The organism is Brevibacillus sp. NSP2.1, from assembly GCF_000470975.2.
Lineage (GTDB): Bacteria > Bacillota > Bacilli > Brevibacillales > Brevibacillaceae > Brevibacillus > Brevibacillus agri.
The window spans coordinates 1,564,539-1,579,130 of record NZ_CP048274.1; the positions used below are offsets into that span (position 1 = coordinate 1,564,539).

The following is a 14,592-nucleotide window of genomic DNA, read 5'->3' on the forward strand; positions in this document are numbered from 1 at the left end:
GGGGACAGTCCATGTCTGACTTCGCACAAAGAGATTTGCCCACTTTTTTCAAGGACCAATTACGCCGAGCCAAAGTGAATTTTGAGCGAGCTCTCGACTGTAAACATACCGATTTTGACGACCTTTACCCATATATGAACGAGCAGCCGCAGTTTTTCTGGTACAAACGTTACGTCGCCTGGTCAGAGCTGCTGACTGTCGTGCGGCTGGCTGAGGAATTGGGCGTCGATTGGACAGAGGATTTTAGCGAGCAGCAGGTGGAATTTGTCAAAGGCAAAGTTCTGCAAGGAAAAGTGCTCGATTACTGGAATCCGGAAGAAGAACAGGAAGAAACGATCAGTCAGTTGGAAGAAGAAAAATAAGGCCATAAAAAATAAGGCGCGTTCCCGATGGCGGGGGCGCGCTTTTTTCAGTGGAAAACGAGGTTTGCCGCCGGGCAAAAACATGGCGATGACCGCTTGCCGCGAGCAAAGCGGTCATCGCGTTTTTTTGGATGGAATCGCCACGTAACCAGCGATGATACTGGTTCGTCTTTTCATAGGGAGATTAATGCAGCCAGGTGTATATGACGTTGGGCGTCTCTTCCTCGGGTCCCGCCGGAAGGATGAAGAGAGCCGGGTTGCTCCACGGCTGGGCGGGTACGGGGGCATTCGAGATGATAAATTCCGTGCCCAGCGAGACAAAGGTGTACAGCTCCTCCACGGCGGCATTGAACAGCCGGACACAGCCGAGCGAGACGGACGTTCCGATGCTCTCGGGGTGGTTGGTTCCGTGGATGGCGTAGCCGTTGCCTTGAAACACCAGACCGCGTGTTCCGTAAATGTTGTCGTGGCCGCGCGGTTGGTTGATCTTTTGCAAAATCGTGTAGTAGCCCTCGGGTGTCGAGTCGTTTTTGCCGATCGCTGCCGGATAGCTGCGGACGAGATGCGTACCGCTGACCAGTTGCAGCGTATGCGACTTTTGCGAAAGCCGGACCTGGAGAGGGGCGAGCGGCGACAGCGGCTCCGGATAGCCTGGCAGCGGCAGGACGTCGCGCAGGCTCGCCCATGCCGATCCGCTCTGAAAAGCGTGCGGATGGTACGGGTAGCTTTTCAGCAGCAGCCGCTTTGGCGGGAGCGGAACCTGCGGCAAATAGTTGCCGGGATAGCTGCCCGCCAAATCCGCCAGACTGGCAGGGAGAGTCCCTTTTTGCTGGTAGTAGCGATAGAGGGCGTTGCGCAATGTCAGCACATGCTGCAACGTTTGCTGCTCGACTGCCAGATCGCCTCTCGCGGCTGCCAGCGTCGCCCCCGCATCAAAGCTGGCAGGAGAACCGAACCAGCGCTGGCTGATGACCGTCCGGCTGACTGGATTGTACTGCAGAACGCCCAGCACCTGTTTGGGCTGATAAAACAACAACGGCGTAAACAGCGGCGAGCCGGGAACCTCTGGAACAACGAGTACGGTGTAAGGCTGTGCGAGCGCCGGGCGCCGCGCCTCTACATAGCGACGCACCTGGCTTTGCAACTCCTTGGGGCTGAGCGTCGCGGGAACGGCAATCACCTCGACGTGCGGCTGCACAGGAGCAGGCGCGCTGGCGGGGACTGCCTGTGGCTGCGCGCTGGCAGCAGGCGCCCCATCCTGCAAAGGTCCGGGTGAAAACACAAATTGGGCGTACAAAAAAGCGAGCGAAGCGAGAAGCAGGCGTGCCCGGTTGCGCCAGCCTTGGCGGCTTTGCTCGCGCAGCAATTTTTGATAGGCGTCTCGCGCCTCGTCGTAATAGGGGCCTTGTTTGGCAAAAAGACTTTGTCTGTAAGCGGCCAGCGCCTGTCGCGTGTCTCCTTGTGCCTCGCGGGCCTGGCCGAGATGATACCAGCCGATCGCTTCATCCGGGTGTTGCTGTGTGAACCACCGGTAAAAGGAGAGATCGCTCTGTTCTGGATATTTCATAGGAAAGGCGCTTTTTTCCTGAAGAAAGGAAACCTTGTCCACCGATACTCCCCCCTATATGGTTGTATCGGCGTGGCTCGGCAAAAAAGTGAGGGTGGAGGGGAAAATATTGGTTTATTTACGGACGATCAAGCTGCTGCGCGAGCAGTTTCCCGATGCCAGGCGGTACCCGTTTGACCTGCCGTCGTTGCGCGCGCTCGAAGCGATCGAGCTTGCGGCCAGCGTGACGTTTTTTGTCGGGGAAAACGGCTCCGGCAAGTCGACCTTGCTCGAGGCGATCGCCTATCAGTGCGGCTTTCACACGGCAGGCGGTTCCCGCCACAACTACTACAGCGTAGACAAGGCGGAAGCGAGCCTCGGCGACTACATCCGGCTGTCGTGGATGCCCAAGCAGACCAACGGATTTTTTCTGCGGGCGGAAAGCTTCTACCAGTTTGCCAGCCATATCGACGAGATTGGCGGCACAGCCAGCTATGGCGGGAGATCGTTGCATTCGCAATCGCACGGGGAAGCGTTTATGGCTTTGTTCACCAACCGCTTTAACGGAAAAGGAATCTACCTGCTGGACGAGCCGGAGGCGGCTTTGTCGCCGAAGCGGCAACTGGCGTTTTTGTACCTCATGCGCGAACTCGTCGAGGAAGGGGCGCAGTTTCTGATCGCCACGCACTCCCCGATTCTGCTGGGCTACCCCGGCGCGGACATCTATACGTTTGACGAATCTCCCGCGCAACCGATCCGCTATCAGGATACGGAGCATTACCAGTTGACCCGGAGGTTTCTGGAGAAGCCGGATGCTTTTTTTCGCGATTAATTTTTTTCCTGCTGTCACAAAAAAGGCGTCGGCGGTTTCTATAAGGTGTAGAACGCAAGAGGGAGCGTCAAGACAGTGGCTGTGCAGGAAGGAGGAGGATTGATGGAGATGCAGGCAAAGCTGGCGGTGAACCAGATGCGGGCCAGAGCGGAAACGGACTCGTTTCAGGAGCTGTTTACGGCCTACTACCCGTTCGTTGTCCGACAGATCATGCGGATTGTGCGTGAACAGCAAACAGCGGAGGATATCGCCCAGGAAGTGTTTCTCTCCTTTTACCATACAGATCGCTCCGCCATCGAAAATATTCCGGCATGGCTGGCCAAAGCGGCTCTCTATGCGGCCTACAACCATCTGCGCTCCGAAAAGCGCAGGCAGGACAGGCAAGAGCGCGGGATAGCGGATCAGGCTTGTGTCATGCCTTCGTCCGAAGAAGTATGGCTGGAGCAGGAAGCGCTCAGCCACGTCCGCGAGGTGCTCGATGAGCTGGATGAGCGGGAACGTACCTTGCTGCTTATGAAATACTCCGGCTTTCCTTATGCCGAGCTGGCAAAAGCGACGGGAATGCAGGCCAGCTCCGTCGGGACGGTTCTGGCGCGAGCGAAGAGCAAGTTTCGCAGGCTATATGAGCGGGTCAGGGGGGAAGAAGGATGAAATGTGCCGACACAGGCTTGATTCAGACGTTTTTGGACGGGGAATGCGACGCGCAGCAAAGCGAAACGTTTCGCGCTCACCTGGCTGAGTGCGAACAGTGTCAGGCTCGCCTGGAAGAGCTGACGGCTCTCGATGTCTGGACGCGCGAAAAAATGGAAGCGCACGTTTTTGCCCAGGCGGACCAGGCGAAGATCGATACCGACGCCGCGTGGCAGCGTTTCTCGCAAACCGCAGGAACAACGAAAAAGAGCGATCTGCGCGAGTGGGACAGCCACGAGCAGCGCAGCGCGAAAAGGAGCTGGAAACAGATGAACAAAACGACAAAACGCTGGATGACGGCAGCGTCAGCAGCAGCCGTAGTGGCGGTATCGCTTTCTTTTCCGCAAGTGCAGGCGGCCGCCAATGATTTTCTGTCCATTTTCCGCATGAGCAAGGTCGAATTTGTCAAAGTGACGCCGAAGGACTTGCAGCAAGTGGAAAGCTGGATTGCAAACGGCAATGTCGGCGAGATGGATTTGCAAGGAATCGGGAAAATCTGGATCGACGGCGTGGATAAAGACAAGCAGGAAAACCGAAACCAATACTACAACAGCAGAGAGGCCGCCGAGAAAGCGGGCGTCAAGCTGCCGAAGCTGCCGGATGGGCTGATCGTGGACGGCGTAGAGGTGACTTCCCCGTATCGCGTGCACCTGGAAATCAACACCGAGCGGGCGAACAAGCTGCTGGCCCAACTGCAGGTAGAGGCGAAATTCGATGAGAAGCTGGACGGCCAGCGCATCTCGTTGGAAATTCCGAAGATGCAAAAGACGTGGATCGCCACTGGCAAAGACAGCTATTCCTACTCCGTGGTGGACGCGCCTGAGCTGAAAGCGCCAGAGGGCGTAGATTTGCTCCAGTTGCGCGAGACAGTGCTGGCGCTGCCGTTCATTCCGGATCAGGTGAAAAAGCAAATGCTCGACATCAAAGACTGGAAGCATACGATTCCGGTGCCGTACATGGCTGACGGCAAGAGCGACATGAAGGAAGTCAAGGTAAACGGCGAGGACGGCATGCTGGTCACCGGCAGGTACGATACGCATCTCGTCTGGCAGCAGGACGGAAAAATTCACATGCTCGAAGGCAGTGACAAGAGTGGAGAAGCGCTGCTGGCTTTGGCGAAGCAGTTGAAATAGGGCAGGCAAATCGCGCGAGCGGATTGGCAGAGTTTTCCTGAAAGGGGAGGCTCTGCTTTGTCCCGTTTATCGTCAGAAAGAGGAGGCAACAGATGTCTGATTACGTCATCGAGACCTGGGAGCTGTCCAAGCAGTACAACGGCAAGGCAGGGTGCAAAAACATCACCTTGCAGGTGCCGCGCGGTTCCGTGTTTGGATTTCTCGGGCAAAATGGGGCTGGAAAGAGCACCTTTGTCAGAACGATGCTCGGGCTTTTGCACCCGACGAAGGGCAGGGCGGTCATGCTCGGCCACCCGATCGGCAGAGTCGCGTCGCGCCAAAAAGTCGGGTATTTGCCCGAGCTGTTTCGTTATCCGGATTGGCTGACCGGACAGCAGCTCCTGGAACATCATGCCGAGCTGTGCGGCCTGTCCCGGACGGAGAGCAAGGCCGTCATCCGCCATGTGCTGGAGCTGGTGGGCATGGCTGGCCGCGAGCGCGAGCGGATTCGCGGCTACTCCAAAGGCATGCAGCAGCGCATCGGGATCGCCTGCGCTTTACTGTCCGATCCCGAGCTGATTTTTTTGGACGAGCCGACTTCAGCGCTTGATCCGATTGGGCGAAAAGAAGTGCGCGAGCTGATTGCCAGGCTGCGCGATCAAGGCAAAACGATTTTTCTCAACAGCCATCTGCTCAGCGAGATGGAGAGCGTCTGCAACTACGTCGGCATCATCCATCGCAGCGAGCTGGTCGTGCATGGGGAATGGCGCAAGCTGAGCAGCGTCGCTCCTCAGATTGAGCTGACCGTAGAGGCGGCGAGCTTTGCCGCGAGCGAAGAACTGCCGGCCTTCGTCACTGACCGGCGGCTGCACAGACAAGACGCTGACCGCTCTACGTGGCTGCTGACGCTGGATCGGGACAATCGGGTGCCGGAGCTTTTGCAGGCGTTGATCGCCAGAGGCGTCGCGGTGCATGGGGTTGTGCAAAAGCAGCAGTCGCTGGAGGAAGTATTTTTGTACTGGGTGCAAAAGAAGGAGGGGGAAGCGCATGTGGCCGATCATGAAAATCACGTATAGGGAGATGCTCTCCAAGCGGATTTTTACGATTACGATGATGATGTCGCTTGCCTTCCTGCTGCTGTTTGGCGTGGCGACCTGGTTTGCGGCGCGGGAGCTGGGCCGTGAGCTGGGAGGCAGCGCGACCGACGTGCTGATGCAAAAAAACTTTTTCTCCACCCAACTGCTCGGCATGGGCTTGTACTTCGGCTCCTTCATTACCGCGCTGCTCGCGATTTTAAGCAGCGTCGGCAGCATTGCGTCTGAAGTGGAGAGCCACCAGATTGATACGTGGCTCGCCCGGGCGCTGCCGCGGCACAAATACGTGCTCGGCAAATTCGGCGGGCTTTCGAGCATGCTCATCCTCTACGCCATCCTGATGTTTTTGGGCATCCTCGGGATCAATCAGTGGGTGGGCGGAGGCGTACTGGCCGCAGACGTGAGCGCCCAGCAAGTGTTGTCCTCCCTGGGCTATTTTGTCCTGATGCCCGTCATTCTGGTCTGCGTGTCTCTTTTGCTCAGCAGTGTGACGACGACGGTGACAGGCGGAATCGTCCTGATTATTTTGTACGGGATCAGCTTTATCGGCGGGTTTGTCGAGCAGATCGGGTCGATCATCGGACAAGACGCGCTCATCAACATCGGCATTATTTCCAGTCTGCTGTTTCCGACCGACTCGCTGTTCAGGCAAGCGACTGTTGTGCTGTTTGACACGGCAGACGATCCGCTGTCCTTTGCGACCCAAGGCATATTCGGCACCATGTCTCCGCCGAGCGACGCGATGCTTTTTTACACTGTTATTTACGGAGCGGTGATGTTGGCGCTGGCTGTCCGCCTGTTCGGAAAGCGCGATGTGTAACGGGAACAGCCCGAGCCGGACAGCTCGGGCAAAGGCAGCCTGGCGCTGGAGTTAGTTGCGGTCTGTCTCCGAGCGGGCCTGGGCCGTTTTTTGTTCTTGTTGTTGCAGAAGCTGGATCAATTGGTCCAGCTTTTCATTTCGTTCGCGGTCCAGCGAGGTCTTGTTTTTCATGAAGCGGATCAGGCTGAAAATCAAATAAATGATTAGACCGTAAAACAGCAACATTATCAAGAGCGGGATGGCAGAAACACCGACGTTAAGCATGAAAACCTCCAGTTTAGGAAAATATAGGTTGTCTTATTGTAACATGCAACGGGACGAGTGGACACGATGTTCGTGAATTTTATGACGTTAATGAAAACAATGCGGGTAAAACTGTTTATGCGCAAATTCTATTCGGACTTTTACGAAGATTGCTATAATGGCAGCGCAAAATGAAAGCGCATTCTTCCAAGGAGGAAATCGGGAAGCAGATGGTGGGCGGCGATAACGAGGCGGTGTTCGCGGGAAACTCGATCATCTCCGAGACAGTCGGTTCGCTCGGACCGGGGCTGCGGGGACAGACGCCGATCTATAATGACGCAGGGCAAGTGATGGGAGTCGTGTCTGTCGGCTTTTTGCTGGCAGATATTGACGAGACGATCGAATCGTACCGCGACCGGATTGTCGTGGTGGGGATCGTTACGCTGCTGTTGGGCGTTGCTTGCACAATGCTGCTTGCTTGCTCGGCAAGCTGAACCAGGCCAACGAACGCAAAATCGAGCTGAAAATCGACCCGGACAGCAACTTCCGCGACATTCCCGCCGCGATTGACCGGGCGCAACTGATTGTCATTTTGGGCAATTTGCTCGATAATGCGATGGACGCCGTTTTGTCGCCGGGGGCGTTTGCGCAGGAGGTTACGATTTTTTTGTTGGACATGGATGAAGTGCTGCTGATCGAGGTGGAAGATCGCGGGCCAGGCATCTCGCGCGAAAACGCCGAACGGGTATTCGAGCTGGGGTTTTCGACCAAAGCGAAACCGAATCACGGCTACGGCCTGCATCTGGTGCAACAGGCGGTCGCGGAGCTGCACGGCAATATTACGCATACAGGCAATCCGTCGGGCGGAACGATTTTTACCGTGACGCTTCCGAAAAGAAGCTCGCACGTCGCAGACATGAAGGAGAGAGAGCAGCGTTGAAAAGCATGGCGGGGAGCAACATACGGGTACTGATTGTCGAGGACGACCTCAGAATCGCCGAGGTGAACCGACGATTTGTGGAAAAAGTGGAGGGCTACGAGGTTGTAGGCATTGCCACCAATGGACAGGAGGCGCGGGACCAGTTGGAGCTATTGCAGCCGGACCTGGTGCTTTTGGACATTTATTTTCCGGACATGGACGGGCTTGATTTTTTGTCGGTGATGAAGGAAGAGTTTCCCGTGTGCGACTGCATCATGGCTGTTCAGGGAAGACAGGGCACCCCCGCCGATATAACAAGCGACGTACACAAGGACAAGAAAGTCGGCCAAAAGGAGCGCATAAACGTTTCCTGCTGCCGAACCCTTTTGTAAATCAACAGGAAGACGATTGATAGAAGAAAGCCGGCGGTGTGTATGCCCGTCAACGTATAGCAAAAGAGAGGATCGCCGACGTCTTTGAGCAAGACCAGATCGGCATACAGAAAAAAAGGATAGCACATGAGCAGAAACAGCGAGGTCATGCGCAACCGGGTGAATAACAAGTTGGTGTTCCATTCATGAAAGGCTTCATCATGCTATTCATCTGTTGATCTCAATCCTTTGCTGGAAGGTCGAAAAAACTCCACGTAAGCACGAACGATTCCGATAGCGTGTTCACGTGGAGGCATGTGCCTTGTCCAAAAGGCGCGTTTCTTCTATTTAATGATGCAGCTTGCCTCTACCCGATAAATACGCTGTCCGCGGGAAGAAAAGCGCTCTTCGTACTCCGTCATGACGTTCTCCTCTGCGAGCTTCGACTGATGCAGGTCAAAAGTGATGTTGCGCATCTGGAAGCGCTCGGCAGCGAACTGATTGAGCGAAAACTCAAAGAGCTTTTCATTGTCTGTCTTCAGATGAATCTCTCCGTCCTCGGCAAGCACCTGACGATAGTTGTTCAGGAAGCGAGGATGGGTGAGACGGCGTTTGGCGTGGCGTGTCTTGGGCCACGGATCGCTGAAGTTCAGATAGATGCGGGCAATCTCGTGATCGGCAAACAGCTCGGTCAGCTTGGAAGCGTCAAACTGGACAAAGGCCAGATTCGGAATCGGCTTGTACTCTGTCCGCTGCAAGGCGCGCAACACGACCTCCGCTTTCAGCTCGACAGCAATGAAATTAATATCAGGGTGACGCTGTGCCAATGTGTTAATGAAGCGTCCTTTTCCACAGCCGATCTCCACGTGGATCGGATTGTCATTTCCGAAGCGTTCTTTCCAGCTTCCTTTATAGGAAAGGGGATTGTCCACAAACGTCGGATATTCTCGCAGGGCCGCTTCGGCACCTGGAATGTTACGCAGTCGCATGATGTGCCTCCTTAAAACGAACTCTTTTCTACTTTACGCTGACTCCCTGCAGGTTGCAAGCATAGAGAAGGAAGAGTAGAGAGAATCCAGTTTCTTCCCCAGCGAAAATCGCGAGAACAGGAACTTTTTGCAAGAAGAACTAGGCCATAAGTCGCATGTTATGCGGGAAGTAGACGCTTGGCACTGGATACAATTGGTCAAATTGCGAGGAACATTTTGGCAAGAAAATAAACTGAAAATTTGAGGAATGCCCATGATATCGGGCTTGAGCGCGTCAAGCGGTAATCGTATCCATTTGCCCAAGCGGTTTTTGCCAAGTTTTTGGTAATTTCACTGGGCAACAGCTTTGGTAAAGTAGAGAACAAGTGAGAGGTCAGCCAAACTTTGCATAAAGTAAGCTTCTACCGAAACGATTTCGTAGAAGCGTGTTCTGTCAAAAGGGAGGATGAACAACATGAAACTGCGAAAAACCCTCATCGGAATTGTAATGGGCTTGACACTTGGCGTAACGGCGATTGCCATGCCGATGCCTGGAGAAAATGTAGCTCATGCTGCTTGGTCGCAAGCAAAAGCGGACAAGGTTATTGCCACTGGGAAAAAATATTTGGGTACACCTTATAAATTCGGGGCAAGCAAAAATACGACAGCCGTCTTTGACTGCTCTTCTTTCACGCAACGCGTTTTTCGTGTGGCAGTAGGCAAGAGCTTGCCGCGAACGTCGCGCGACCAGGCGAAAAAAGGAATCAGTGTGTCCAAAGCCAACCTGAAAAAAGGGGATCTGGTCTTCTTCAAGGCGAGCACAACGACGAAGTCCAAGCGGATTACCCACGTAGCGATTTACGCTGGCAACAACAAGCTACTACATACCTACGGGCAACCGGGTGTGACTTTTACAGGTTTTAAAGGCACATCCTGGGAGAAGCGCTTTGTCTCGGCGCGTCGCGTCCTGTAGCGTTATTTCGAATCTCTCTACTTATTCATACGTCTCACAGCGCCGTTCGTTGCGAGATAGGAGCAAGAAAATCTTGGAAAAAGCGAAGCAGGCAAACAGGAGGGCGGTCCAGTCGGATCGTCCTTTTTGCTGTCCAAGCGCCGGGGGAACGCCTCTTTTTTAGCATGCCCGATTCGCTTCGCGCAACAGCAGAAGCATGGGCAATTGCCTTGATTTATCAATAGCAGTTTGCGTGTACAAGGAGTAGTATGGATGACGGATAAGCTAGGAGAAAACCTTGATGGAGAACGGAAAAAAGGAGCAATCCGATGCAGACAGGTGGAGGCAAAAAAAGCAAAAACTTCTCGTTTGCCATGATCGCGTTGATGATGGTGCTGATTTTGTTGACCGGATGCGCCGCTTTTTTCGGGGAAGAACGAAAAGCCGACGACGGTACACCAAAATCCAAAGTCGCCCCAACCATCATTCGCTCCACAGGAGAAAAGAGCAAGGCGATTCCGTTTGTGTACACCACCAGGCGGGAGCTATCGCTCACCTTCAATGGAATGACAGACAGCGACACGATGAAGAAGCTTTTGGATGAACTGGACAAGCATCATCTGAAGGCTACTTTCTTTTTGCCTGGCATGCGGGTCGCAGAAGAGCCGGAGCTGGCAAAAGAAATCGTCGCGCGCGGACATGATAATGCACGCCAACGCGCTCTACCAGGGGATGAACCGGCTCGTGTCCGATGTGAATGACGCCAACATCCGGCAACTGTTTGTGATGCATTTCAACAGGGAGGGCAACGCCTGCAATACCGCCGAGGACAGCCTGTACAACCTGACGCGCGTCCAGGCTGCTCTTTACTGGTACACGAACCATTTGCTGATAAAAATTCAGAAGGATACGCAGCAAAAGGTCAAATTCGTGCAGGGCGACGAACAGCAGGCGGCAAAGTGGGAGCGAATGGGCGGTGCGGAGGAATTTGGGGACAACAGCATCGTGCTGACTTCGCCGCCCGATGAAAGCGGCATGCTGTATTTGCGCGACAGCGAGAAGTACCGGGATGTGCGCGTGTCAGCCAAGCTGGAGGGCAATGTCGTCGGCAGACAAACCATTTACTTGCGCTACTATCGCCAAAAAGAGTCGTTTGTCCGCTTGCTTTTGGAAAACAATGAGCTCAAGCTGGAAGAGAAGCAGGCAGGCCGTCCGCTGGTCGAGCTGTCCAAGGCAACATTGAGCGAGATCCACTGGAAGCCGGAAGACCTCGCCTACGACAAGGCGACAGTGTACAGCAAAGCCCAGACAGAGGCAGGGGCGGTAAAAGAAGACCCGGGCTATCCGGTCAATATTTCGCATATGCGGCTGCGGGAGATCGCGCTCAGCGGGAAGCGACTGACGGTGTCTGTGGACAAGCAGGTCGTGATCGACAGCCAGGAGACGGCGCAAGACAGCGGCGGTATCGCCCTGGAATCGCGGTATAGCGAGCAAAACAAAAAAGACGACATATACGATGCCGTTTTTACGGATGTGAGCGTGGTTGCGCCGGCCGCTGGCGAGCCGGGCAAGGAGACAATCCTGTTCAGGAATGCGTATTCCGGCTGGCGGGTTTGACTGGGCGGAGACAGGCGAGGTGACCGCGCTCACGGAGCAGCAGGCGCTGGAGCTGACAAAAGCGAGCGCTTCATGGATCAGTAACAAGCGGCTTTTGCTTTTGCATAGGAAAAACCCCCTGCCTGAGCGGACAGCTTGTCCAAAGGCAGGGGGTTGTCTTTTATAAAGAAACGCGACTAGATTTTCATAACGCCGCCCATGCTCGCATTCGTCACCAGCTTGGAGTAGCGGGCCAGGTAGCCTGTTTTGACTTTCGGCTGGAATTCCTGCCAGCCTTCGCGGCGGCGGGCCAGCTCAGCCTCGTCCACGTGCAGGTGGATCGAGCGCTCTTCGAGGTCGATGGAGATGATGTCTCCGTCCTGGACGAAAGCGATCGGGCCGCCTTCCGCCGCTTCCGGCGAGACGTGGCCGATACTGATTCCGCGGGAAGCGCCGGAGAAGCGTCCGTCTGTGACGAGCGCGACTTCCTTGCCGAGTCCCATCCCGACGATTTGCGAGGTAGGAGCGAGCATTTCCGGCATGCCGGGGCCGCCTTTTGGTCCTTCGTAGCGAATGATGACGACGTGCCCGGATTTGATCTTGCCGGCGGCGATGCCCGCCAGTGCTTCCTCCTGCGAGTCAAAGCAGATCGCCGGACCTTCGTGTCTTTTAATAGAAGGATCGACACCGCCGGTTTTGATGATCGAGCCTTGCTCGGCCAGGTTGCCGAACAGGACGGCCAGACCGCCGGAGGCACTGTACGGATTTTCCAGACGACGAATCACCTGGTCGTTTTTGATTTCGGCGTTGGCGATGTTTTCTGCCAGCGTCTTGCCTGTCACGGTAATCCGGTTCGGATGAATCGCGCCTTCTTTGCGCGCGATCTCCTTGAGCACAGCGGACACGCCGCCCGCTTCGTGGCAGTCCTCGATGTGGTAGTCAGAGGATGGCGCCAGCTTGCAAATGTGCGGGATGCGCTTCGCCACTTCGTTGATGCGCTCGATCGGGTATTCGATTCCCGCTTCCTGGGCGATTGCCAGCGTGTGCAAAACGGTATTCGTAGAGCCGCCCATCGCCATGTCGAGCGCGAAGGCGTCGTCGATCGCTTCCAGCGTAACGATGTCGCGCGGCTTGATGTCTTGCTCGATCAGGTGCTTGAGCTTTTCTGCGGAGGATTTTACCAGCTCGCGGCGCTCCGGAGAGACGGCGAGAACAGTGCCGTTGCCTGGCAGCGCCAGACCGATCGCTTCGAGCAGACAGTTCATCGAGTTGGCGGTAAACATACCGGAACAGGAACCGCAGGTTGGGCATCCGTATTGTTCCAGTTCTTCCAGTTGCTTGTTGTCGATCAGGCCAGCCTGGTAAGCCCCGACGCCTTCGAATACAGAAGAAAGCGAGATGGAACGGCCGTCGCTCGTTTTGCCTGCTTTCATCGGGCCGCCTGTCACGAATACAGTCGGGATGTTGACGCGCAGGGCGCCCATAATCATGCCCGGGGTGATCTTGTCACAGTTCGGAATGCAGATCATGCCGTCGAACCAGTGCGCGGCTACGACCGTTTCCAGGCTGTCTGCGATGATCTCGCGGCTCGGGAGCGAGTAGCGCATGCCGATGTGGCCCATGGCGATGCCGTCGTCAACCCCGATCGTATTGAACTCAAAAGGAACCATGCCAGCGGCACGAACAGCTTCCTTGACCAGCTTGCCAAATTCCTGCAAGTGCACGTGGCCCGGGATAATGTCGATGTAAGAGTTGCAAATGGCGATAAACGGTTTGTCGAAATCCTCGTCCTTTACTCCTGCCGCACGAAGCAAGCTGCGGTGCGGAGCGCGGTCAAAACCTTTTTTAATCATGTCACTTCGTTGTCTAGCCAATGTGAAACTCTCCCTTCCTACACGTGAAAGTTACCTGTCTTATGTTTTGCACTATCTTATCAATTTTTATTAATAGAAACAACCGTAAAAGTCTGAACATTTGCTCAGTCTGCTGCCTGTGAGCGGCTGTGACCGGCTTTTGGAGACATGGCGGAAACCAGCTTTATGGGCTACAATAAAAGGATTGAGTCTATTTTTGTTGGAGTGAACAAAATGATAGAAGAGCTAAAAAATGTCTGGGCGGAAGGAAATGACGAGGAACGGAAAATACTGGAGCTGGCTTTGCAGGCAATCCGCCAGAAGCGCGAGCGCAAAAGCGCCTATTTATCCGGCTTTCTTGGCCTGAAGGGAGAGTTTATCGACGAAACGAAGCAGTCGTATCGCTTCGAGCTGCCTCTCACCGTGTTCATGCACAACTCCGGGGGAGCGGTGCACGGGGGGATTCTCGCCACCTTGATCGACTCGGCCATGGGTTCGCTAATCAACCGCTCGCTGCCGCCGGAGCAGTACGCGGTCACGACCGAATTGAAAATCAACTACTTGCGGCCGGGAGTAGGGAAGCGGCTTCGCGCCGAAGCGACGTTTTTGCACCGGGGGCACACGCTGGTCGTCATGGAGGGCACGGTGTACGACGAGCGCAACAAGCGGGTCGCCCACGGCACCGGGACGTTTATCGTCCTGAGCAGAAAATAGCAAAAAGGCGTGCGAAATACGCACACCCCAGAGCTGTTTTTTTACCCAGGCTTTACCGGATCACAACAAGCCCGCTGTATTGTGTAATGTAAGTGAGCATTTTGGCGGAGAGAGGGACGATAAACTCCATGTTTTCCTTCTCCACGATGCCGGAGCGGGAGACGATTCTGGCCCACTTGACGCCGATCTTGTAGTATTGGGAGCCAAACGTGGTGTGGACGGTTTCGCGGTTCAGGCGAAAGGACACGGGCGCGTTGTCGAGCTTATGCGGCACCATGCTGACGATGTCGTGCAAAAACAGGTGGTAGGTCAGGTGCGGCTTGAAAAAGACAAGCTCCTTCGTCGTGACCGAGAAGCCGTAGCTATTGTTCATTTGGGTGAATTTAAGCTCACCCTCCATATTTTTCAGGCGAATGAAATCGCTGTTCATGTTTTCCCCTCCTAAAAGCGTCGGGCACCGATGGGAAAAGGCTGGCTTGTGGCTCGGGACCGCGCTGCGTATCTGTCTTTCGCGAGATGG

General features: G+C 55.1%; 17 protein-coding genes and 1 pseudogene. 13 read left to right on the plus strand and 5 right to left on the minus strand.

Features of this window, described 5'->3' with window-relative positions; all coding sequences use genetic code 11:
* The first annotated feature begins 11 nt into the window (after positions 1-11).
* Positions 12-362 (plus strand): hypothetical protein, encoded by a 351-nt coding sequence (locus tag M655_RS07650; protein WP_005836536.1) that lies wholly within the window; start codon positions 12-14, stop codon positions 360-362.
* Between the two features lie 184 nt (positions 363-546).
* On the opposite strand, the gene M655_RS07655 is transcribed toward M655_RS07650, so the two are convergent.
* A complete protein-coding gene (locus tag M655_RS07655; RefSeq protein WP_026557842.1) occupies positions 547-1,971 on the minus strand; it encodes a L,D-transpeptidase in 1,425 nt (474 codons plus the stop codon).
* A 67-nt stretch (positions 1,972-2,038) separates the two neighbouring features.
* Here M655_RS07655 and M655_RS07660 point away from each other — a divergent pair, with 67 nt between their 5' ends.
* The 5 genes from M655_RS07660 (at position 2,039) to M655_RS07680 (ending at position 6,456) form a co-directional block, all read left to right on the plus strand.
* Positions 2,039-2,740: an AAA family ATPase gene (locus M655_RS07660; protein ID WP_007778994.1), complete on the plus strand. Its 702-nt coding sequence runs from the start codon at positions 2,039-2,041 to the stop codon at positions 2,738-2,740.
* A 102-nt stretch (positions 2,741-2,842) separates the two neighbouring features.
* The gene (locus M655_RS07665) at positions 2,843-3,391 is read left to right on the plus strand and encodes an RNA polymerase sigma factor SigX (protein WP_051353934.1); all 549 of its coding nucleotides are present in this window, start codon (positions 2,843-2,845) and stop codon (positions 3,389-3,391) included.
* A complete protein-coding gene (locus M655_RS07670) occupies positions 3,388-4,563 on the plus strand; it encodes an anti-sigma factor family protein (RefSeq protein WP_026557844.1) in 1,176 nt (391 codons plus the stop codon). The genes M655_RS07665 and M655_RS07670 overlap by 4 nt, the downstream gene beginning before the upstream one ends.
* A 92-nt stretch (positions 4,564-4,655) precedes the next feature.
* Positions 4,656-5,618, plus strand: a complete 963-nt coding sequence (locus M655_RS07675; RefSeq protein WP_026557845.1) for an ABC transporter ATP-binding protein — start codon at positions 4,656-4,658, stop codon at positions 5,616-5,618.
* Positions 5,590-6,456: an ABC transporter permease gene (locus tag M655_RS07680; protein WP_007787288.1), complete on the plus strand. Its 867-nt coding sequence runs from the start codon at positions 5,590-5,592 to the stop codon at positions 6,454-6,456. The genes M655_RS07675 and M655_RS07680 overlap by 29 nt, the downstream gene beginning before the upstream one ends.
* Positions 6,457-6,507: 51 nt before the next feature.
* Here the strand turns inward: M655_RS07680 and M655_RS07685 are convergent, their stop codons facing one another.
* Entirely contained in the window at positions 6,508-6,720 is a 213-nt protein-coding gene (locus M655_RS07685) for a hypothetical protein (RefSeq protein WP_007787286.1), read from the minus strand.
* Positions 6,721-6,890: 170 nt separating this feature from the next.
* On the opposite strand from M655_RS07685, the gene M655_RS07690 reads away from it, so the two are divergent.
* The 3 genes and pseudogenes from M655_RS07690 to M655_RS07700 form a co-directional block, all read left to right on the plus strand.
* Entirely contained in the window at positions 6,891-7,193 is a 303-nt protein-coding gene (locus tag M655_RS07690) for a hypothetical protein (RefSeq protein ID WP_026557846.1), read from the plus strand.
* Positions 7,160-7,639: a sensor histidine kinase gene (locus M655_RS07695; RefSeq protein WP_286085984.1), complete on the plus strand. Its 480-nt coding sequence runs from the start codon at positions 7,160-7,162 to the stop codon at positions 7,637-7,639. The genes M655_RS07690 and M655_RS07695 overlap by 34 nt, the downstream gene beginning before the upstream one ends.
* A gap of 5 nt (positions 7,640-7,644) precedes the next feature.
* Positions 7,645-7,914 (plus strand): annotated as a pseudogene (locus tag M655_RS07700) (response regulator); the annotation flags it as partial.
* Positions 7,915-8,333: 419 nt separating this feature from the next.
* Here the strand turns inward: M655_RS07700 and trmB are convergent.
* Complete coding sequence (trmB, locus tag M655_RS07705) at positions 8,334-8,978, minus strand: tRNA (guanosine(46)-N7)-methyltransferase TrmB (RefSeq protein ID WP_005828387.1); 645 nt, start codon at positions 8,976-8,978, stop codon at positions 8,334-8,336.
* 454 nt (positions 8,979-9,432) lie between these two features.
* On the opposite strand from trmB, the gene M655_RS07710 reads away from it, so the two are divergent.
* From M655_RS07710 to M655_RS07720, 3 genes are all read left to right on the plus strand, one after another.
* A complete protein-coding gene (locus M655_RS07710) occupies positions 9,433-9,930 on the plus strand; it encodes a C40 family peptidase (protein ID WP_005828388.1) in 498 nt (165 codons plus the stop codon).
* Positions 9,931-10,238: 308 nt separating this feature from the next.
* Positions 10,239-10,670 carry a polysaccharide deacetylase family protein gene (locus tag M655_RS07715; RefSeq protein ID WP_007787277.1) on the plus strand — a complete coding sequence of 144 codons (432 nt, stop codon included), beginning with the start codon at positions 10,239-10,241 and terminating at the stop codon, positions 10,668-10,670.
* Complete coding sequence (locus M655_RS07720) at positions 10,654-11,526, plus strand: hypothetical protein (protein ID WP_051353936.1); 873 nt, start codon at positions 10,654-10,656, stop codon at positions 11,524-11,526. Before M655_RS07715 ends, M655_RS07720 begins: the two co-directional genes overlap by 17 nt.
* A gap of 176 nt (positions 11,527-11,702) precedes the next feature.
* Here M655_RS07720 and ilvD read toward each other — a convergent pair whose 3' ends face one another.
* Positions 11,703-13,379, minus strand: coding sequence for a dihydroxy-acid dehydratase (ilvD, locus tag M655_RS07725; protein WP_005828390.1), 1,677 nt, complete (start codon positions 13,377-13,379; stop codon positions 11,703-11,705).
* 213 nt (positions 13,380-13,592) lie between these two features.
* Between ilvD and M655_RS07730 the strand changes: the two genes are divergently transcribed.
* Positions 13,593-14,072: a PaaI family thioesterase gene (locus M655_RS07730; RefSeq protein ID WP_026557848.1), complete on the plus strand. Its 480-nt coding sequence runs from the start codon at positions 13,593-13,595 to the stop codon at positions 14,070-14,072.
* A 52-nt stretch (positions 14,073-14,124) separates the two neighbouring features.
* Here M655_RS07730 and M655_RS07735 read toward each other — a convergent pair whose 3' ends face one another.
* Positions 14,125-14,502 (minus strand): hypothetical protein, encoded by a 378-nt coding sequence (locus tag M655_RS07735; RefSeq protein ID WP_005828392.1) that lies wholly within the window; start codon positions 14,500-14,502, stop codon positions 14,125-14,127.
* Positions 14,503-14,592: the final 90 nt, after the last annotated feature.